At 68.8% G+C, this 19,677-nt stretch carries 21 protein-coding genes; 8 read left to right on the top strand and 13 right to left on the bottom strand.

Annotated features, from left to right (window positions below):
• Positions 1–199 precede the first annotated feature (199 nt).
• The 7 genes from ndk to mihF all read right to left on the bottom strand — a co-directional run bounded on the left by ndk (position 200) and on the right by mihF (position 6,563).
• Positions 200–619, bottom strand: a complete 420-nt coding sequence (gene ndk, locus CA951_RS25605; RefSeq protein WP_087559506.1) for a nucleoside-diphosphate kinase — start codon at positions 617–619, stop codon at positions 200–202.
• An 18-nt stretch (positions 620–637) separates the two neighbouring features.
• Complete coding sequence (locus CA951_RS25600; protein WP_087559505.1) at positions 638–1,048, bottom strand: DUF4233 domain-containing protein; 411 nt, start codon at positions 1,046–1,048, stop codon at positions 638–640.
• Entirely contained in the window at positions 1,045–2,472 is a 1,428-nt protein-coding gene (locus tag CA951_RS25595; RefSeq protein WP_087559504.1) for a folylpolyglutamate synthase/dihydrofolate synthase family protein, read from the bottom strand. The genes CA951_RS25600 and CA951_RS25595 overlap by 4 nt, the downstream gene beginning before the upstream one ends.
• Positions 2,469–5,177 (bottom strand): valine--tRNA ligase, encoded by a 2,709-nt coding sequence (locus CA951_RS25590; protein WP_087559503.1) that lies wholly within the window; start codon positions 5,175–5,177, stop codon positions 2,469–2,471. The genes CA951_RS25595 and CA951_RS25590 overlap by 4 nt, the downstream gene beginning before the upstream one ends.
• 56 nt (positions 5,178–5,233) lie before the next feature.
• Entirely contained in the window at positions 5,234–5,386 is a 153-nt protein-coding gene (locus CA951_RS25585; protein ID WP_009474026.1) for a hypothetical protein, read from the bottom strand.
• 245 nt (positions 5,387–5,631) lie between these two features.
• Positions 5,632–6,099 (bottom strand): SRPBCC family protein, encoded by a 468-nt coding sequence (locus tag CA951_RS25580; RefSeq protein ID WP_087559501.1) that lies wholly within the window; start codon positions 6,097–6,099, stop codon positions 5,632–5,634.
• 152 nt (positions 6,100–6,251) lie between these two features.
• Positions 6,252–6,563 carry an integration host factor, actinobacterial type gene (gene mihF, locus CA951_RS25575; protein WP_005248100.1) on the bottom strand — a complete coding sequence of 104 codons (312 nt, stop codon included), beginning with the start codon at positions 6,561–6,563 and terminating at the stop codon, positions 6,252–6,254.
• Positions 6,564–6,980: 417 nt separating this feature from the next.
• Here mihF and CA951_RS25570 point away from each other — a divergent pair, with 417 nt between their 5' ends.
• The gene (locus CA951_RS25570) at positions 6,981–7,334 is read left to right on the top strand and encodes an HNH endonuclease (RefSeq protein ID WP_087559500.1); all 354 of its coding nucleotides are present in this window, start codon (positions 6,981–6,983) and stop codon (positions 7,332–7,334) included.
• Positions 7,335–7,397: 63 nt separating this feature from the next.
• On the top strand, positions 7,398–7,658 hold the full coding sequence (locus CA951_RS25565; RefSeq protein ID WP_087559499.1) for a WhiB family transcriptional regulator: 261 nt from the start codon (positions 7,398–7,400) through the stop codon (positions 7,656–7,658).
• 30 nt (positions 7,659–7,688) lie between these two features.
• Here the strand turns inward: CA951_RS25565 and CA951_RS25560 are convergent, their stop codons facing one another.
• The 5 genes from CA951_RS25560 to CA951_RS25540 all read right to left on the bottom strand — a co-directional run bounded on the left by CA951_RS25560 (position 7,689) and on the right by CA951_RS25540 (position 12,962).
• A complete protein-coding gene (locus tag CA951_RS25560) occupies positions 7,689–9,737 on the bottom strand; it encodes a prolyl oligopeptidase family serine peptidase (protein ID WP_087559498.1) in 2,049 nt (682 codons plus the stop codon).
• A 48-nt stretch (positions 9,738–9,785) separates the two neighbouring features.
• Positions 9,786–10,799 carry an iron-siderophore ABC transporter substrate-binding protein gene (locus CA951_RS25555; RefSeq protein WP_087559497.1) on the bottom strand — a complete coding sequence of 338 codons (1,014 nt, stop codon included), beginning with the start codon at positions 10,797–10,799 and terminating at the stop codon, positions 9,786–9,788.
• 62 nt (positions 10,800–10,861) lie between these two features.
• Positions 10,862–11,485, bottom strand: coding sequence for a GNAT family N-acetyltransferase (locus tag CA951_RS25550; protein WP_087559611.1), 624 nt, complete (start codon positions 11,483–11,485; stop codon positions 10,862–10,864).
• Positions 11,486–11,574: 89 nt separating this feature from the next.
• Positions 11,575–12,216 carry a 3-oxoacid CoA-transferase subunit B gene (locus tag CA951_RS25545; protein WP_087559496.1) on the bottom strand — a complete coding sequence of 214 codons (642 nt, stop codon included), beginning with the start codon at positions 12,214–12,216 and terminating at the stop codon, positions 11,575–11,577.
• On the bottom strand, positions 12,213–12,962 hold the full coding sequence (locus tag CA951_RS25540; RefSeq protein WP_087559495.1) for a CoA transferase subunit A: 750 nt from the start codon (positions 12,960–12,962) through the stop codon (positions 12,213–12,215). Before CA951_RS25540 ends, CA951_RS25545 begins: the two co-directional genes overlap by 4 nt.
• 152 nt (positions 12,963–13,114) lie before the next feature.
• Between CA951_RS25540 and pcaH the strand changes: the two genes are divergently transcribed.
• The 6 genes from pcaH to CA951_RS25510 are packed head-to-tail and all read left to right on the top strand — an operon-like array spanning position 13,115 to position 19,081.
• Positions 13,115–13,828, top strand: a complete 714-nt coding sequence (pcaH, locus tag CA951_RS25535) for a protocatechuate 3,4-dioxygenase subunit beta (protein ID WP_087559494.1) — start codon at positions 13,115–13,117, stop codon at positions 13,826–13,828.
• Complete coding sequence (pcaG, locus tag CA951_RS25530) at positions 13,828–14,469, top strand: protocatechuate 3,4-dioxygenase subunit alpha (protein ID WP_087559493.1); 642 nt, start codon at positions 13,828–13,830, stop codon at positions 14,467–14,469. The genes pcaH and pcaG overlap by 1 nt, the downstream gene beginning before the upstream one ends.
• 29 nt (positions 14,470–14,498) lie before the next feature.
• Positions 14,499–15,851 (top strand): 3-carboxy-cis,cis-muconate cycloisomerase, encoded by a 1,353-nt coding sequence (gene pcaB, locus CA951_RS25525; protein WP_087559492.1) that lies wholly within the window; start codon positions 14,499–14,501, stop codon positions 15,849–15,851.
• A complete protein-coding gene (gene pcaD, locus CA951_RS25520; RefSeq protein WP_087559491.1) occupies positions 15,848–17,041 on the top strand; it encodes a 3-oxoadipate enol-lactonase in 1,194 nt (397 codons plus the stop codon). Before pcaB ends, pcaD begins: the two co-directional genes overlap by 4 nt.
• Positions 17,038–17,835, top strand: a complete 798-nt coding sequence (locus CA951_RS25515) for an IclR family transcriptional regulator (RefSeq protein WP_087559490.1) — start codon at positions 17,038–17,040, stop codon at positions 17,833–17,835. Before pcaD ends, CA951_RS25515 begins: the two co-directional genes overlap by 4 nt.
• Positions 17,836–17,869: 34 nt before the next feature.
• Positions 17,870–19,081 carry an acetyl-CoA C-acetyltransferase gene (locus CA951_RS25510; protein WP_087559489.1) on the top strand — a complete coding sequence of 404 codons (1,212 nt, stop codon included), beginning with the start codon at positions 17,870–17,872 and terminating at the stop codon, positions 19,079–19,081.
• 73 nt (positions 19,082–19,154) lie between these two features.
• Here the strand turns inward: CA951_RS25510 and CA951_RS25505 are convergent, their stop codons facing one another.
• A complete protein-coding gene (locus CA951_RS25505; protein WP_087559610.1) occupies positions 19,155–19,646 on the bottom strand; it encodes a metallophosphoesterase in 492 nt (163 codons plus the stop codon).
• Positions 19,647–19,677 lie beyond the last annotated feature (31 nt).

The following is a 19,677-nucleotide window of genomic DNA, read 5'->3' as shown; positions in this document are numbered from 1 at the left end:
GAAGGGCATCGAGCCGTGGTGTCATCCGGTCGAAGCCACGTGGTGCACAAATTGCGGTCCGACCACCCTCAGTATCCCACACGTGTGCCGCGGTCCGTGCCAGCGGCGCACGTATCGTTCTGGAACAGGTTCCGTTCACGATGGCGCCGCCGGCCCGGAGGGCAGGTCGGTGGATCGAGGGGTGGGTGGAGAGGGTGGGTCAGTTGGCGGCGAGCTGGGGGAACCAGAGGGCGATCTCGCGCTCGGCGGACTCGACCGAGTCGGAGCCGTGGACGAGGTTCTCCTGAGCTTCGAGCCCGAAGTCACCGCGAATCGTGCCCGGAACGGCCTTCTCGACCGGGTCGGTGCCGCCGGCGAGCTGACGGAAGGCCGCGATTGCCCGGGGACCTTCGAGGACGGCCGCGACGAGCGGGCCGCCGGTGATGAATTCCAGCAGGCCGGGGTAGAACGGGCGGCCCTCGTGCTCGGCGTAGTGGGCGGCGGCTATGTCGCCGGGAGCGGTGCGCAGCTCGAGCGCGGAGATCGTGAGACCCTTCCGCTCGATACGACCGAGGATTTCTCCTACGTATCCGCGGGCAACGGCATCGGGCTTGATCAGGACAAGGGTGCGCTCAGTCACGGCGCACAGCCTAAATGGTCAGCCGCGCTGACCCGGCAGCAGGCCCCGCTCCATTCGCTGACGCACATTGCGCCGGAAGTAGAGTAGGTAGCCCCACAGGATCGCGAAGACCACTCCGACCGAACCGATCGACACGTGGAGGAAGAATCCGAGCAGGAGCCCCACCTGCAACAACAGGTTGTACTTCATCGCCCAGGGGCGGCCCTGCAGGCCGGCCCCGAGGATCATGAGCACCGCGAGCCCCACCAGGTACGTTCCGGACCACCAGGTGAGTCCGCCGCCGACCGTCGCTACGACCGGCAGGGCGAGAAGCACCACGATCGCTTCCAGGATCAGGGATCCCGCGACCACGCCGCGGAAGCCCTTCCACGGGTCCTTGGTCGGCGGGCCGAACTCCGGTTCCGAAGTACTGGGGTCCTGCTCGCTCACGCTGGGTCCTTTCCGAAGAGGGTGCGGGCCGCACCGGCGGTCACGACGGATCCGGTGACCACGACGCCCGCTCCCGATACTGCCTCACCGGGCTCGGCGACCTCCTCGGCCAGTCCGATCGCCGTTTCCAGCGCGTCCGCGAGGGTCGGCGCCACCACGACGCGTTCGTCGCCGAACTTGGCGACCGCGAGGTTGGCGAGATTCTCGACGTCCATCGCCCGCGCCGAACCGTTGTGCGTCACCACGAGCTCGTCGAACACCGGTTCCAGCGCCGACAGAATGCCGTCGACGTCCTTGTCCCCCATGACGCTGACGACGCCGACGAGCTTGCGGAAGTCGAATTCGGCGGTCAGGGCGGCGGCGAGCGCACGGGCCCCGTCCGGATTGTGTGCGGCGTCGAGGAAGACGGTGGGGGCGCTGCGCACGCGTTCGAGCCGGCCGGGATTGACGACGGACGCGAACGCCTCCCGGATCGCGTCCTGGTCGAGCTGCCGTTCCGGGCCGGCACCGAAGAACGCCTCGACGGCCGCGAGCGCGAGCGACGCGTTGCGCGCCTGGTGCTCCCCGTGCAGGGGCAGGAAGATGTCGGTGTAGACCCCGCCGAGGCCCTGCAGTTCCAACTGCTGGCCGCCGACGGCGATCTGCCGGGCGAGCACCGTGAATTCGGAGCCCTCCCGCGCGACCGCGGCATCCACCTCGACGGCACGGCGAAGTAGCACGTCCATCACTTCCGGCGCCTGTTGGGCGAGGATGGCGACCGTGTCGCTGGGCACGAGAGCGTCCTCGCGGCCCTTCTTGATGATGCCGGCCTTCTCCTCGGCGATCCCGGCGAGGTCGTCGCCGAGATACTCCGCATGGTCGAGGCTGATCGGGGTGATCACGGCGATCTGCCCGTCGATGACATTGGTTGCGTCCCAACGCCCGCCGAGGCCCACCTCGACGACGGCGACGTCGACGGGCGCCTCCGCGAACGCGGCGTACGCCATCGCGGTGAGCACCTCGAACTTGCTCATCGCCGGGCCGCCCGCGGCCTGCGACTGCTGGTCGATCATCTGGACGTACGGTTCGATCTCCCGGTACGTGTCGACGTAGCGGCGCGGCGACACCGGGCGTCCGTCGATGCTGATCCGCTCGGTGGCGAGCTGCAGGTGCGGGCTGGTGGTGCGGCCCGTGCGCCGGTGCAGCGCGGTGAGCAGTGCGTCGATCATCCGCGTCACCGACGTCTTGCCGTTGGTGCCGGTGACGTGGATCGCCGGGTACCCGTGCTGCGGGGACCCGAGGATGTCCATCAGCGCCGCGATCCGGCTCAGCGACGGCTCGATCTTCGTCTCGGGCCACCGCTTGTCGAGTTCCGCCTCGACCAGCGTCAACTCTGCGAGGTCGACCGGACTGACTTCCTCCGGCGTGAAGTCGGGCGAGGTCACGCGCCTTCCAGCTCCTTCAATCGCTTGGTGATGCGTTCGATTTCTTCTGTCGCGATCTGCTGACGCGTCCGGATCTTGTCCTTGACGGCGTCGGGGGCCTTGGCCAGGAACGCCTCGTTGGAGAGTTTCGCGGTGGTCCCGGCGAGTTCCTTCTGCGCGGCCGCGAGGTCCTTCTCCAACCGCGCCTTCTCGGCGCCGAGGTCGACGTTGCCGGACGTGTCGAGGTCGACGGTGACGGTCGCCTTGCTCAGGCGCACCTCCACCGAGGCCGACGCGGCGAAACCGTCCTCCGGGTCCGTCAGCCGAGCCAGCGACGTGACGGCGGCGAGCTGGGTGTCCAGATCGGCCTCGGTGATCCCGCTGATCCGCGCGGGCACCCGCTGCGACGGCTTGAGACCCTGATCGCTGCGGAACCGGCGCACCTCGGTCACCAGTCGCTGCATGTCCTCGACACGCTGCGCCGCAACCACATCCGCGGCGGCATCCCCCGCCTGCGGCCACTGCGCCACGACGACGGACTCGTTTCCGGTGAGCGCCTTCCACAGGGTCTCCGTGACGAACGGGATGACCGGGTGGAGCAGGCGCAGCAGCGCGTCGAGAACGTTGCCGAGCACGGCCCTCGTATTCGCCGCGACCGTGTCGTTCTCGGCGAACTGCACCTTGGCAAGCTCGAGGTACCAGTCGCAGACCTCGTCCCACGCGAAGTGGAACAGCGCCTCGCACGCCTTGCTGAACTCGTACCGGTCGAAGGCTGCGTCGACGTCGCCGCGCACCCGGTCGAGGCGGTCGAGGATCCACCGGTCCGCATCGGTCAGTTCGCCTCGTGCGGGCAGCGGCGCGGGTGCGGCCCCGTTCATGAGAGCGAACTTGGTCGCGTTGAACAGCTTGGTCGCGAAGTTCCGGGACGACTGTGCATGATCCTCGCCGACGGACAGGTCGCTGCCGGGATTGGCGCCGCGGGCCAGCGTGAAGCGGAGCGCGTCGGCGCCGAAGCGGTCGACCCAGTCGAGGGGGTCGATGCCGTTACCCCGCGACTTCGACATCTTCTTGCCGAACTGGTCGCGAACGAGGCCGTGCAGGAACACGTCCTGGAACGGCATCTGCGGTCCGGACTTGCCTTCGCTGAACACCCCGTCGCTTCGCTCGCCCCGCCCCGCGATGGCGTCGTCCTCCGACACGTACGTACCGAACATCATCATCCGCGCCACCCAGAAGAACAGGATGTCGTAACCGGTGACGAGAACGCTTGTGGGATAGAACTTCTCCAGCTCCGGCGTCTTCTCGGGCCAGCCCATGGTCGAGAACGGCCACAACCCGGAGGAGAACCAGGTGTCGAGGACGTCGGGGTCCTGCACCCAGCCCTCGGGCGCGGTCTCGTCCGGTCCGAAGCACGCGACCTCGCCGTCGGGGCCGTACCAGATCGGGATCCGGTGACCCCACCACAGCTGACGCGAGATACACCAGTCGTGCATGTCGTCGACCCAGGCGAACCATCGCGGTTCCTGACTTGCCGGGTGAATGACGGTGTCACCGTTGCGGACCGCGTCACCCGCCGCCTTCGCGAGGGATTCGACCTTCACCCACCACTGCAGCGACAGGCGCGGCTCGATGGACTCGCCGGTGCGCTCGGAATGCCCGACACTGTGCAGGTAGGGCCGCTTCTCCGCGACAACGCGCCCCTGCTCGGCGAGCGCCTCCCGCACCTTGACCCGCGCCTCGAAGCGGTCGAGACCGTCGAATTGCGTTCCCGTGTCGGCGATCTTGCCGGTCTTGTCCATGATGGTCGGCATCGGCAGGTTGTGCCGCAGGCCCATCTCGAAGTCGTTGGGATCGTGAGCCGGAGTGATCTTGACGGCGCCGGTGCCGAATTCGGGGTCGACGTACTCGTCCGCGATGATCGGGATGTCGCGGCCGGTGAAGGGGTGCTCGAGCGTGGTCCCGATCAGGTGCTTGTACCGCTCGTCGTCGGGGTGGACGGCGACCGCGGTGTCGCCGAGCATCGTCTCGACACGGGTGGTGGCGACCACGACGTGCGGTTCGTCGTCGTTCAGTGAGCCGTACCGCAGGGAGACCAGCTCACCCTCGACGTCCTCGAACTTCACCTCGATGTCGGAGATCGCGGTCTGCAGCACGGGCGACCAGTTGACGAGCCGCTCGGCCCGGTAGATCAGACCGTCGTCGTACATGCGCTTGAAGATGGTCTGGACGGCGCGCGAGAGCCCGTCGTCCATGGTGAAGCGGTCGCGGCTCCAGTCGACGCTGTCACCGATGCGGCGCATCTGGCCGCCGATGGTGCCACCGGACTCCCGCTTCCAGTCCCACACCTTGTCGATGAACAGTTCGCGGCCGAAGTCTTCCTTCGTCTTGCCGTCGACGGCGAGCTGCTTCTCGACCACGGTCTGCGTCGCGATGCCCGCATGGTCCATGCCCGGCAGCCACAGCACCTCGAAGCCCTGCATCCGCTTGCGGCGGCTCAGTGCGTCCATCAACGTGTGGTCGAGAGCGTGACCCATGTGCAGGCTGCCGGTCACGTTGGGCGGCGGCAGAACGATGGAGTAGCCCGGCTTCTCGCTGTGAGGGTCCGCGCGGAAGTAACCGGCGTCTACCCAGCCCTGATACAGATCGTCCTCGACGGAACTGGGGTCCCAGCTCTTCGGGAGGGCATCGGCACGGTTCTGGGGATTTTCTGGAGCTGCACTGGTCACCCGTCGAGTCTAATGAACGCACCGACGACCCACGACGGGGCTACCGTGCGGCCCGGCTACTGGTCGCTGAACAGTGCGCGGTGCACCTCGGTGGCGGTGCGGTGCTCCGGGTCGACGGGACGCAGCGCCTCGCCGGCGTCTTCTCCGCCTGCCTGGGATCCTGCGGTGCTGTGCAGCTCGGAGAAGAGCTGCACGTGGTGGTCGTTCAAGGGATTCCTCCGGTTCGTCTGCCGCATCCGATGCGGCAACCACTCGAGAATATCGAGTATGCATCGAAACACCCGCCCATCGGCGGCGACACGCTGTTCACACCCGGCCGTAACCGGTCAGAACCACGACCAGGGAACGCTCGGGCCGCACCCCAGACCCGTTGCTCACCAATGGATCCGAGTCACAACGACCCGAGTTCGCACTCCCGACTGCGGTCAGCGAGGTCGACACATCAGCCGCCGAACTATTCGCCGCGGCCGCTTTCTGCGTCCCGCTTGGCGAACGCGAGTTGAATCTCCCAGCCTTCGACATTGCCCTCGATAGCGGAGGCGCGACGCTCGGCGCTCGGGTACAGGGCGGCGAATCCGGACTCGACGACACGCAGGCGGGTGCCGCCGTCCCGCTCGGACAGGAAGAACTCGACCAGAGTGGACGTGCCCTCCACCAGCGGCTGCGCGGGATCGTCTCCGCCGCGGAACGAGACGTAGTGGGGCGCGTCGGACTTCACCGGAAGAATCGGGAAGCGTCCGTATGGGGCGAACTCCACGACGAAGACGTCGCCTTCGCGTGTGGTGGTGGTCTTGCCGGGATCTCCGTCGCCGATGAACCAGCCGGGTTCACTCACCAGCCGGAACACCCGCTCGATGGGGGCGTCGATCTGGATCTCGCGCTCGATCCTGTCCTGGGACGCATCCGGAACGCTCATGATCATCCTCACCTCTCGACGATGTGCTACCCCACGGTTGCATATCGGCGGTTCCTTGCGCAACCCTCAGGTTGCACTCGATGGAAAGGCGGAGGGGAAACGCATCCGGGTGCCCTCCCCGACGCCGGACGGCGTGGGGCGGGCACCCGGGAAACGTGTCAGCTGAAGTGAGCCAGCAGGGCGTCGCGCTGACGGTCACCGAGGCCACGGAGGCGGCGGGTCGGCGCGATCTCGAGGTTGGCCATGATCTCCTGGGCCTTGACCTTGCCGATCTTCGGCAGGGCTTCCAGGATGGCGCTGACCTTGGTCTTTCCGATGATGTCGTCGACATCAGCCTTGGAAAGCACCTGCTTGAGGGTGATGTCACCGGACTTGAGCTTGTCCTTGAGCTCCGCGCGTGCCTTACGAGCGGCGGCGGCCTTCTCGAGAGCTGCTGCCCGCTGTTCGTCAGTGAGCTGGGGAAGTGCCACGATGTCTCCTTCATTCGGGGTACGTATCGAACACCGTAGCGATTGAACGGCCACTTCACCGCATCCATCGGACGTGTCGCGCATCCTGTCCGATAGAAGGGCCCCAGTTCGCGGGTCCCGCGGCACGGAAAATGCCAGGACGCGGGCGCAGCCGTGTGCCATGCTCGACGGGTTCCGATCGGTTCCCACGTCGACTCCAGGAAGGAAGTAGCGATGCGCGCACTGCCCACTGTTTACGCTGTGGCGTTGCGCCCGTCACGCACGGGCGACGCCCCTTCCTTCCCCGTCGGCCGGCAAGGCGAACGCGGGATCATGGCCGCCGCGAAGCCCCACCGCACCGCCTGACACGCCCGCATCGACGACCGTCGCCCGGCGTGCCTCGACCGCCGCGAACCGACGACAGAACCGAGCACACCCGTGAGGCACTTCTCCCGGAACCCTTCCTCGACCATCCTCGACGCCCGCACCTGGTCGCGTGCCGCCGTGCTGGTCCTCAACGTCACATACGAGGCGCTCTGTGAGATTCCCGCGGAACGCGCAGTAGTGCTGATCCGTGTCGGCGCGGCCGAGACGGTGGCCGATCGGGAGCCGAGGACCCGGGGCGGCCCGAACACGTGGGCCAACCTCGTGGCGTGCTGCGCCCCCTGCAACCAGCGGAAGGCCGACCGCACGCCGGAGGAGGCGGGAATGCCGCTCCTGTGGGAGCCGAAGGCGCCGCGGCACATCGAGAAGGCGCAACGGCAGATCTGGCGGAATCTCGCAGCGGTGTAGCCGCGAGATCCCGGGCATCCCGCCTCCACCGACCGACTTCACCCGGAAAGGGGAGATCTCCCGATGACCGACGTCCTGGATACGACCCTGTCCACGCTGCTGCCCGCCTCCGACGACCCCGCCGGGTGGGTCGACGCCGCGTGCCGCGACGACCCCGAGCCGGACCGGTGGTTCCCCTTCCCGACCGAGGATTTCGCGTACGCGCGCGAAGTGTGCCGCCACTGCGCGCTGCGGATCCGCTGTGAGCTCTTCGCCAGGGCGACCGCTCAGTCCGGGGTGTGGGGCGGCAAGGAGTTCGACCGGGGCCGCGAGAGGCGGGCGTGACTCCGCCTCGGCGCGGCCCCTGCGAACCGGTTACGTGCCCAGGATCTCGGGCAGCGCGACGTCCTCGCCCCGCACGTGCTCCGAGAGGAACGACAGCACCACCTGGTACCAGACCTTCGCGTTCTGCGGGGTGAGGATCCAGTGGTTCTCATCCGGGAAGTAGAGGAAGCGGTGGTCGGTGACCCCGTCGTCGTCCGCGGGCAACCCCGACTCCGACAGCAGCTCGAACCACAGCCGTAACCCGTCGCCGATCGGGACGCGAAAGTCCTTGTCGCCGTGGATGACCAGCATCGGCGTCACGATGTCCGCGACGTACAGGTGAGGCGAGTTCTCCACCGCCATCTCGGGCGTCATCTCCCGCTGCCAGTACCAGGCGGCGTCGGTGGTGGGGCCGAACTGGTCCAGCGCCCACAGGCTCGCGTGGGTGACGATCGCCTTGAACCGGTCGGTGTGCCCGGCGATCCAGTTGGCCATGTATCCGCCGAACGATCCGCCCATCGCCGCGGTGCGCTTCTCGTCGATCTCGGGCAGCGCCACCGCGGCGTCGGTGATCGACATGAGGTCGGTGAACGGCGCCTTGCCCCATTTGCCCCAGCCGCGTTCGACGAACTCCTGCCCGTAGCCGGTGGACAGGGCCGGATCCGGCAGCAGGACGGCGTATCCCCGCGCCACCAGCAGCCACGGGTTCCACCGCCACGACCAGGTGTTCCACGAACCCAGGGGGCCACCGTGCACCCACAGCGCGAGCGGCACCGGCGCGTGGGCGGAGGCACCGGTCGGCACCGCGAGCCACGCCCGCACCGCTGCGCCGTCCGCGGCGACCGTCTCGACCTCCGTCAGCGTGCCCGGGAGTTCGGGGAGGTCCGCGGGCGCCTTCAGCAGCGACACGGCGCCGGTGGTGATGTCGATGCGCACCGGGTGCGGCGGCGCCGCGTACGACGCCCGCAGCGCGAACACCGTGGACCCGTCCGGAGCGACCTGCAGGTCGGTGTACGCGGAGTCGTCGGTCGTGACCGGCGTGGGGTCCGCGCCGTCGCGGAGGAGGAAGATCGGCGCGCGCCCGCGGTCGTCGGCGGTCACGAGGAGACCCGAGCCATCGGACAACCAGACCACGGACGTGGCCCACCGGTCCCACCCGGGCGCCACGTCCGTGACGGCGCCGGTGTCGAAGCTGTACCGGTGCAGCGTGAATCGCGGCGCGGAGTCCGGTGTCGCATGCGATTCCCGCGTGAACACCACGTGCCGTCCGTCCGGGGAGATCACCGGGTCCGACAGGTCGGCGTCGCCGTCGTCGACGAGGACGGTGCGCGCCCCCGTCTCGGTGTCGACGCGCACCAGGACGTTCCGGATCGACGCCAGCGGACCGGGAACCGTCCACGACGTCACGACGAACGCGCCGTCGTCGCTCAGCGCGTAGTTCGCCTCCCGCAGCGCCGGACCCGGCATCGGCGTGAGATCGGTGAGCTGCGGCTCCTGCCCGTTCTCCGCGAGCGCGTCCAGCGGGGCGGACAGCAGGTGCGGCACGTCGGGACCGAGATCGTGGTCCCAGTAGCGGATCGGGTAGCCCGTGTGCAGGATCGCCGAGACCTTCTTCTCCTTGCGCTCGGCGCGCACCCGCTCGTCGTCGGCGGCGTCGCCGGATCCACCGAGAACGCCGGTGGTGACGACGAACCGCGGTGCGCACCGTGCGGCACGCACCCCGGTGATGCCGCCGCCGCGTCGCGCGACGATCACCGCTTCGCCGCCCCGCGCGGGCAGTCGCCACAGGTCGTCGGGGAGATCGTCCTCGTCCTGCGTCGGCCGGGAAGACGTGAAGAGCAGGTCGCCGTCGCTGGTGAACGTCGCGTTGGACTCCCCGGTGCGACCCCGGGTGAGCCGGCGCGCCGCGAACTCGCCGGTGGGATCGATCTCCCACAGCGCGGTGACGTACTTCGTCGACTTCTCGTCGAGCGTCGACTGCGCGACGACGAGCCTGCGCCCGTCCGCCGACAGCGCGAGGCCGCCGACGCGACCGAGCGCGAGATAGTCGTCGAGATCATCGAACGGAGTTCCGGCGTGGAGTTCAGGAATGGCGGTCACGAGTCGTTGGTATCACGAACCGGGCTCACGCCGTCGGACATCCGCGTCTCAGGCGAGCAGGGGCGCGACCCGCGGCGGGATCTCGTTCAACGCATACGGCAGGCTCAGTACGGTGCTCCACGCCATCGCCTCGGCGGCGGCGTCCTCGAGCGTGATGGTGCGGCCGGCCTTCACCACGTCGAGTTCCTGATAGATCGGCGTCTTGTCGAGTTCCGCGCGCAGCTTGTCGCCGTAACCGCCGCCCGCATACCAGACGAGGAGGTCGACGTTCGCCAGCGACAGCTGCTCCGTGCTGATCTCCGCGAAGTTGCCGGTGATCTGTTCCGTCACAGGGGGGTTCACGAAACCGAGTTCGGTGAAGAAGCGGACCTTCGGGTCCTCCGGGCCGTACACACCGAACTGTCCCGGCCCCTTGAGCGCACCGACGAGGACGGTCTTGCCCGCGAACGCCGGGTTGGCGGCGCGGACGTCGGCGAACTGCGTCTCGACACCGGACACCAGTTCGGCGGCCTTGTCCTTCTTGCCGAGTGCGTCGCCTAGAATCCGCGTCTGGTCCTGCCACGGGACGCCGTAGTCGGCGAACTCCTTGGGCTGCGCGACCGTCGGCGCGATGGCGCTGAGCTTGTCGTACTGGGCCTGGGTGAGGCCGGAGTAGGTGCCGACCACCAGATCCGGGGCGACGGCCGCGACCTTCTCGAAGTCGATGTTGGTGGACGCCGTGCCGACGATCTCCGGCTTCGCGTCGCCGAGGAGGTCCTGCGCCCACGGCCACACGCCGTAGGGGTAGTCGCCGTACCAGTCGAACGTGCCTGCCAGCGGGCCGCCGAGCGCGAGGATCGTGTCCTGGTCGTTGTAGCCGACGCTGACGATGCGCTGCGCGTTCGTGGGCACCTGGGTTTCGCCGTACTTGTGGGCGACGACGGGGCCGTCGGGCTCGCCGCCGTTGCCACTGTCGCCGCCGTCCGGGCTGCTGCAGGCCGCGGCGAACGCGAGCAGCGCTCCCCCGGTACCCAGGAGGAATCCGCGTCGGCTGACGCCGATCCTCTGTTGTCCCACGTTCATGCGGCGACCCTCTCGTCTACCAGGTTTTCCGATCCACTTAGGTAAGGCTTGCCGAGCTTAGCCTAAGGGTTCGCGCGGACGGGCTCCCGCCACATCGCCCACAGTGTCGGCCCGCCGTCCGGGATCCGGATCTCACCGGTGACGTCGAAGCCGAACCGCTGGTAGTACGAAATGTTGTCCTTCTTGCTCGACTCCAGGTACGCCGGGATTCCCTCGGCATCACACCGGTCGAGCCGCGACCGCAACAGCGCCGTCCCGTAGCCGCCGCCCCGTCCCGCTCTCGACGTTCCGATGGTCGCCAGGTACCAGTGCACGGGATCGACCGGGTGCGCGTCCTCGACGGTTCCGCTGACCGTGGCGCCGACGCCCAGTCGCGGACCGAACGCCCGGATCAGACCGGGCAGGCTGACGAGCGACGACCAGGTCGACTCCTTCCAGCCGCCCGGCGGATCCCACATGGCGGCGCCGCGGATCACGCCGTCCCCGTCCTCGGCCACCTCGGCACCGCCGCCGGCGAGATGGTGGTGGCGGATCTCCACCCCGAACAGCCTCGGCAGGCCGCGCCGCCTGCGCTCGGGATCCGGCCACATCCACACCATGACGGGGTCGTCGAAGAACGCGTCGGCGAGGACCCGCGTCAGTTCGGGGATGTCGGATTTGATCGCGGCCCGCACGCTCACACCCATGCCCAGAGGGTACGGGCCCGCCATCATTGTGCGCGGGAACGACCGGCCGCCGCCCGCGGTTCGTGTCGGGCGGGGACGGGTGGCCTGTTCTAGACGGTGGCGTCGACGAGGAGTTTCGCGCCGGTCGCCGCCTGGACGTCCTCGACGCTGTGACCGGGTGCGGTCTCGACGAGCCGCAGGCCGTCGGGGGTGACGTCGATGACGGCGAGGTCGGTGACGATCTTCTGGACGCAGCGCTTGCCGGTGTACGGCAGCGTGCACTCCTCGAGGATCTTGTGCTCACCCTTCTTGGTGACGTGATCCATCATCACGATGACCTTGCCCGCACCGTGGACGAGGTCCATCGCGCCGCCCATGCCCTTGACCATGGCGCCGGGGACCATCCAGTTGGACAGGTCGCCGTGACTGCTGACCTGCATCGCGCCGAGAACGGCCACGTCGACGTTGCCGCCGCGGATCATCGAGAAGGAGTCGGACGAGGAGAAGAACGCGCCGCCCGCAACCACGGTGATGGTTTCCTTGCCCGCATTGATCAGTTCGGGGTCGACCTCGTCGTCGGCGGGGTACGGCCCGACTCCGAGGATGCCGTTCTCCGAGTGCAGGATGACGTCCTTGCCCGCCGGGATGTGACCGGGGATCAGAGTCGGCATGCCGATGCCGAGGTTGACGTACTGTCCGTCCTCGAGTTCGGCCGCGACCCGGGCCGCCATCTCGTCACGCGTCCAGCTCATGCCCGCACCGTCCTGTTCTCGATTCCCGTTTCCTGCTTGCCGACCTCGACCACTCGCTGGACGAAGATGCCGGGGGTGTGCACCTCGGCGGGGTCGATCTCGCCGGGCTCGACGAGATGTTCGACCTGCGCGATGGTGATGCGACCGGCGCCCGCGGCGTCGGGGTTGAAGTTGCGGGCCGTCTCCCGGTACACGAGGTTGCCGAGCCGGTCGCCCTTCCACGCGTGGACCAGTGCGAAGTCGGTGCGGATGGCGCGTTCGAGGACGAAGGCCTCCCCGTCGAACTCGCGGGTCTCCTTGGGCTTGCTGGCGACAGCGATGCCGCCCTTGCCGTCGTAGCGAATCGGCAGACCGCCGTCGGCGACCTGCGTTCCGACACCGGCGGGGGTGTAGAAGGCGGGGATGCCCGCTCCCCCTGCGCGCATGCGCTCGGCCAGCGTGCCCTGCGGGGTGAGCTCGACCTCGAGCTCACCGCTGAGGTACTGCCGCGCGAATTCCTTGTTGGCGCCGACGTACGAGCTGATGGTGCGCCGGATCCGGTGCTGCTCGAGGAGCAGACCCAGACCGAATCCGTCGGTGCCGCAGTTGTTGCTGACCGTCTCGAGATCGGTCGCACCCTGTGCGAGTAGGGCGTCGATGAGGACCGAGGGGATACCGACGAGGCCGAAGCCACCCACCGCGAGGGACGCTCCGTCGGGGACGTCGGCAACGGCCTCGGCCGCCGTTGCGAAGACTTTGTTGACCATGTGACCCAGGCTACCGCAAAATGTTCGAGTAGTGAACACCCATCCACATTGCGAACAAATCGCGCACCGCCTGTTGGCCCCATCACAGAACGCGACTACTATGTGCGAATAGCGGCCGACTGTTCACATCGAGAACGTGAGGATCTTCTTCCATGCTGCATCTGCCAGCCCACTACCAAGCCGGGCACGAAGCCAATGCCCCGCTGCTGTTCCCCGAGTACAAGACGACTCGGCTGCGCAGCCCCAAGAACGACCTGATCCTGATCCCGCAGCGACTCGGCGAGAGCACCGGTCCGGTGTTCGGTGATGCCGACGTCACCACAGGTGAGAACGACATGACCCACGCCAACGGCGGCGAGGCCCAGGGTCAGCGCATCATCGTCCACGGCCGGGTCCTCGACAGCGCCGGGAAGCCCATCCCCGACACCCTCATCGAGGTGTGGCAGGCCAACGCCGGCGGCCGCTACCGCCACAAGAACGACTCCTGGCCCGCGCCGCTCGACCCCCACTTCAACGGTGTCGCGCGCTGCCTGACCGACAAGCAGGGCCACTACGAGTTCACGACGATCAAGCCCGGCGCGTACCCGTGGGGCAACCACCACAACGCGTGGCGGCCCGCGCACATCCACTTCTCGCTCTTCGGTCAGGCGTTCACCCAGCGCCTGGTCACGCAGATGTACTTCCCCGACGATCCGTTCTTCTTCCAGGACCCGATCTACAACTCGGTGCCCGAAGCGGCGCGCGAGCGGATGATCAGCACGTTCGACTACGACCAGACCCGGGAGAACTGGGCCGTCGGATTCAAGTTCGACATCGTCCTGCGCGGCCAGGACGCCACCCCGTTCGAAGATGCGGAAGGCCACTGATGATCGACACCCAGAACCCGGACGCCCCGCGGTACCCGGTCTTCGCCAGGAGCCAGGACGAGGTGCCGTTCGGCGTCACCCCGTCCCAGACCGTCGGCCCGTACGTCCACATCGGCCTGTTCCCCACGTGGGAGAACAGCGGCGACGCCGTCCCCGAGGATGCTCCCGGACGAATCACCGTGTCCTTCAACGTCATCGACGGCGCCGGTCAGGCCATCGGCGACGCGATGATCGAAACCTGGCAGGCCGACGCCGCGGGGCGGTTCGACAGTCCTGCCGATCCGCGCGGTGCCGCCGAGGCGACCCCCGCCGGATTCCGCAGCCTGGCACGCGTGTTCGCCGACGAGAGCGGCACGATCGTGGTGCACACCGTCAAGCCGGGCACCCTCCCCGCCGAGGACGGCGCAGTCGAGGCCCCGCACATCAACGTCGGACTGTTCGCCCGCGGCATGCTCGAGCGCCTTTACACGCGTCTCTACTTCCCCGAGGACACGGACGCCCACGCCTCGGACCCCGTGCTCTCCGTCGTCCCGGAAGCCGACCGCCCCAAGCTGATCGCGGAGAAGACTGATCGCGGTTACCACCTGACGATTCACGTGCAGGATACGGACGGACGGGAAACCCCGTTCTTCGCCCTGTAATCGGCCGCAAATCCAGAAAGGTGTCGCGTGTGAACTCTCCGGAGACCTCCCGGGGTGCCCTGTTCGATCCGACGTTCGGTGCCGGCGAGTTGTCGGCGCTGCTCTCCGACCGGGCGTGGGTCACCGCGATGGTCGAGGTCGAGGGGGCACTGGCCCGGGCGGAGGCGAAGTGCGGCGTCATCCCCGCCGCGTCCGCCGACGCGATCTCCTCGGTGTTCGCGCGCATCGTCGCCGACGGCTCCGTGGACGTCGCGGCGCTCGGCGACGCGGCCGCCGCGGGCGGCAATCCGGTGATCCCGCTGGTGAAATTGCTCCGCGGCGAGGTCGCGGCCGCCGATTCCGGGGTGCCCGGAAGCCACGTGCACAAGGGCGCCACGAGTCAGGACATTCTCGACACCGCCCTGATGCTGCTGTGCCGTCGGTCGGGCGCACACGTGCTGGCGTCCCTCGACGAGGCGGCGCTGTGCGCCGAGGCCCTCGCGCGGGCCCAGCGCGGCACCCCGATCGCCGGCCGCACCCTCGGCCAGCAGGCCCTGCCCACCACGTTCGGCGTTCTCGCCGCCGGGTGGATGACCGCGCTGCACAGGGCTTCTCGCGCCTTGTTCGACGCACTCGACGGCCTTCCCGTGCAACTGGGAGGCGCGGCCGGAACGTCCGCCGCGCTCTACCCGCACGGCCTCGACATCGCCGACGTGCTCGCCGACGAACTCGGACTTGCACGCCAGGACGTGCCCTGGCACACCGACCGCACCCGCATCGCACTGCTCGCGTCGGCGCTCGGAACGGCCGCGGGCGTGGTGTCGAAGATCGCCACCGACCTCGTGTTCCTGTCGTCCACCGAGGTCGGCGAGGTCAGCGAAGGATCACCCGGCGGTTCTTCGGCCATGCCGCACAAACGGAATCCGGTGGCCGCGATCGCCGCCCGCGCCGCGGCCCGCCGCACACCGGGACTCGTCGCGACGATCCTCGGCTCGATGGATCACGAACAGCAACGCGCCGCCGGCGCCTGGCATGCCGAGTGGGAAACCCTCACCGACCTGCTGCGCCTCACCGGTGGCGCCGTCGCGCGGATCGCCGATTCGCTCGGCGGACTGAACGTCCACCCCGACGCAATGGCCCGCAACCTCGACATCACCGGTGGCCTGCTCCTCGCGGAACGGGTCACCGGAGCCCTGTCCGCCCACACCGACAATGCGCGTGACCTGGTCACCGCCGCCTGCCGGAGCGGACACCGTCTCGACGAGGATCCGGGGCTCCTCGAATACCTGCCTGCGGACGAGATCCGCGCCCTGCTCGACCCTGCCGGGTACCTCGGCCACGCCCACGACATCGTCGACCGCGCACTGGAGACAGTGGCCCGCGGCCGGGAAGGAACGCGATGACAGTCGCACTTGCACACGAAATCTCCGGACCCCGCAACGGCGCGGCGGACGCCCCCGTCGTCGTCCTGCTCGGATCGCTCGGCTCCAACCGGTCCATGTGGGACCCGCAGATCGCGGCGCTGTCCGACGAATGCCGGGTCGTCGCCGTCGATCAGCGGGGCCACGGCGAGTCGCCCGCACCGGACGGCCCGTACTCCGTCCGCGAACTGTCCGAGGACGTTCTCGCCCTGCTCGACTCCCTCGGAGTCGACGCCGCCCACTTCGTCGGACTGTCCATGGGCGGCGCGATCGCCCAGTGGCTCGGCGCGCACACCCCGCGGCGGGTGCTGTCGCTGTCGCTGCTGTGCACCGCCGCGAAATTCGGCGAACCGCAGGGATGGATCGAGCGGGCCGCCGCGTCGCGCGCCGACGGTCCCGAGTCGCTCGCAGATGCCGTCGTCGCACGGTGGTTCAGCGAGGGACTGGCCAAGCGGGACCCGGAATTCGTCCGGCACTACCGCGACATGATCGCGTCGACGTCGCCCGAGGGATACGCCGCGTGCTGCGACGCCCTCGCCGACTGGGACTTCACCGCCGACCTCTCCCGCATCAGCGCACCGACGCTGGTGATCGCGGGCGAGGAGGATCCGTCCACCCCGCCGTCGGTCATGCAGATCCTCGCGGACGGCATCACCGGCGCCCGGTTCGAGGTGCTCTCCCCCGCCGCCCACGTCGCGAACCTCGAGCAGGCGGGCGACGTCACGGCACTGCTGCGCGAACACATCGCCGGCGGCGGGTACGCGCGCGGACGACGCGCCGCGCACGCACAGGGCATGACGGTGCGCCGCTCGGTGCTCGGCGACGCCCACGTGGACCGCTCCGTCGCGGGGACCACCGACTTCACGGCACCGTTCCAGGACTTCATCACCCGAACCGCATGGGGCGACATCTGGTCGCGTCCCGCGCTGGACCACGAACTGCGCCGACTGCTCACGATCGCCGTCCTCACCGCGGTCGGTAACGAGCACGAACTCGACATGCACATCCAGGCCGCCCTCCGCGCGGGCGTCGACGCCGACACCATCGGCGAGGTACTCCTCCACACCGCCGTCTACGCGGGAGTCCCCAACAGCAATCTCGGGTTCGCCCTCGGCAAGCAGGCCCTCGCCGACCTGGCCGCCGAGTCGACAGTGGAGGATTCGCAGACATGACAGCTACCGAACCGACGGAGAAGATCCTCCCGTCCCCCGACTACGTGCAGTCGCTGGCCCGGGGCCTCGCCGTGATCCGCTGCTTCGACAACCGGAACCAGCGGCGCACACTCAGCGACGTCGCCCGCGCCACCGAACTGACCCGCGCCACCGCGCGCCGGTTCCTTCTCACCCTCGTCGAACTCGGCTACGTGGCCACGGACGGTTCCGCGTTCTGGCTCACGCCGCGGGTCCTCGAACTCGGGTACAGCTACCTGTCGAGCCTGTCGCTTCCGGAGGTCGCGCAGCCGCACCTGGAGAAGTTGAGCCACAAGGTCCACGAGTCGTCTTCGGTGTCGATCCTCGACGGCGCCGACATCGTGTACGTCGCCCGTGTGCCCGTCAGCCGGATCATGACGGTCGGCATCACCATCGGCACCCGGCTGCCGGCGTACGCGACGTCGATGGGCCGCGTCCTGCTGGCGGGACTGCCCGACGACGAACTCGACGCGTACCTCGAGAAACTCGATATCCAGCGCCTCACCGAGCGCACGATCACGGCCCGCGACGACCTGAAGGCCGCGATTCTCGCGGTCCGCGCGGACGGCATCTGCGTTCTCGACCAGGAACTCGAGGCGGGCCTGCGGTCGATGGCCGCACCGATCCGCAACGCCTCCGGGCTCACCGTCGCCGCGGTGAACATCTCGACGCCGGCCGCACGGTACAGCCTCGAGGATCTGCATTCCGATCTCATCCCGTCGCTGCGGATCACCGCAACCGACATCGAACAGGACCTCGCCACCGTCAACCGTTGACGTTGTCCGAGGATTCTTCACGAAAGGCCTTTTCATGCGTGACGTCGTCATCTGCGAGCCCCTCCGGACGCCGGTCGGGCGGTTCGGTGGAGTGTTCAAGGACCTCACTCCCCAGAGCCTCGCCGCCACCGTCATCACGGCGCTCGTCGAACGCACCGGCATCGACGGCAGCCAGATCGACGACGTCATCCTCGGTCAGGCGTCCCCGGGCGGAGAGGCACCGGCCATCGGCCGGATCGCGGCCCTCGACGCCGGACTCGGCATCGACGTCCCCGGCATGCAGGTGGATCGTCGCTGCGGATCCGGTCTGCAGGCCGTCATCACCGCCGTGCTGCAGGTGGCGTCCGGCGGCAACGACCTCGTGCTCGCCGGCGGCGCCGAATCCATGAGCCAGGCCGAGTTCTACACCAACCCGAACATTCGCTGGGGCGTCAAGGGAGAAGGGGTGCAACTCGCCGACCGGCTCGCCCGCGCGCGCGTCACCGCCGGCGGCGCGAACTTCCCCGTGCCCGGCGGCATGATCGAAACCGCCGAGAACCTGCGGGCCGAGTTCGACATCAGCCGCGAGGACCAGGACGCGCTCGCCGTGCAGTCGCACCAGCGTGCCGTCGCCGCGCAGGAGTCGGGTCGCTTCGCCGAGGAGATCGTCGGAGTGACGGTTCCGCAACGCAAGTCGGACCCGCTCGTCGTCGACAAGGACGAGCACCCGCGCGCCGACACCACATTGGAGTCGCTGTCGAAGCTCCGCGCCATCCGCTCCAAGATCGACTCCGCCTCCACCGTCACCGCAGGCAACGCGAGCGGCCAGAACGACGGCGCCGCCGTGTGCATCGTGACGACCGCCGAGAAGGCGAAGGAACTGGGACTGAAGCCCCTCGCCCGGATGGCGTCGTGGGCCGTCGCCGGCGTCCCGCCGCGCACGATGGGCATCGGCCCGGTGCCCGCGACGGAGAAGGCCCTCGGTCAGCTCGGACTGTCGCTGTCCGACATGGGTGTCATCGAACTGAACGAGGCCTTCGCCGCGCAGACCCTCGCCGTTCTCCGCAGCTGGGACCTCGACCCCACCGACGCACGCCTCAACCCCAACGGGTCCGGCATCTCGCTCGGGCACCCCGTCGGCGCCACCGGCGGTCGCATCCTCGCCACCCTCCTGCGGGAGATGGACCGTCGCGAGTCCCGCTACGGGCTCGAGACCATGTGCATCGGCGGCGGCCAGGGCCTGGCCGCAGTGTTCGAGCGGGTCTGATTCGGCAGCTCACAGCACACGCGCATCGGCGAGCAGGCTCCGGGCCTGCTCGCCGATGTGCGTCCGGGGCCGGTCACAGCCGGTGCAACTCCACGTCGCCGAGTTCCCCGTCGCGGACGGTGGCGGTCATGTACGTGCAGTGCGGCTGACGGCGTCGGTCCGTCGGCGATCCCGGGTTCAGCAGTCGCAGACCGGTTTCGGTGGTGGTGTCCCAAGGAATGTGGCTGTGCCCGAAGATCAGGACGTCGGTGTCCGGGTAGGCGGCCGACATCCGTTTCTCCCTGCCGGTGGAGGCTCCGGTCTCGTGCACGACGGTGATGCGCACTCCGTCCAGGGTCACGTCGGCCCGCTCCGGCATCAGGGCGCGCAGGTCGTCGCCGTCGTTGTTGCCCCAGCACGCCACGAGCCGCGCCGAGCGCGACCGTAACGCCTCGAACGTGGGGAGATCGACCCAGTCGCCGGCGTGGATCACCACGTCGGCGCGGTCGACCTCGTCCCACACCCGGGCGGGCAGGTCTCGCGCCCGTTTCGGGACATGAGTGTCGGCCAGCAGCAATAACCTCACCGTGACAGTCTGCGCCACGGTGGCACGCATG

It is taken from the genome of Rhodococcus sp. NCIMB 12038 (assembly GCF_002165735.1).
Classification (GTDB): Bacteria; Actinomycetota; Actinomycetes; order Mycobacteriales; family Mycobacteriaceae; genus Rhodococcus_F.
This window is presented reverse-complemented; position numbering and strand designations above follow the sequence as displayed.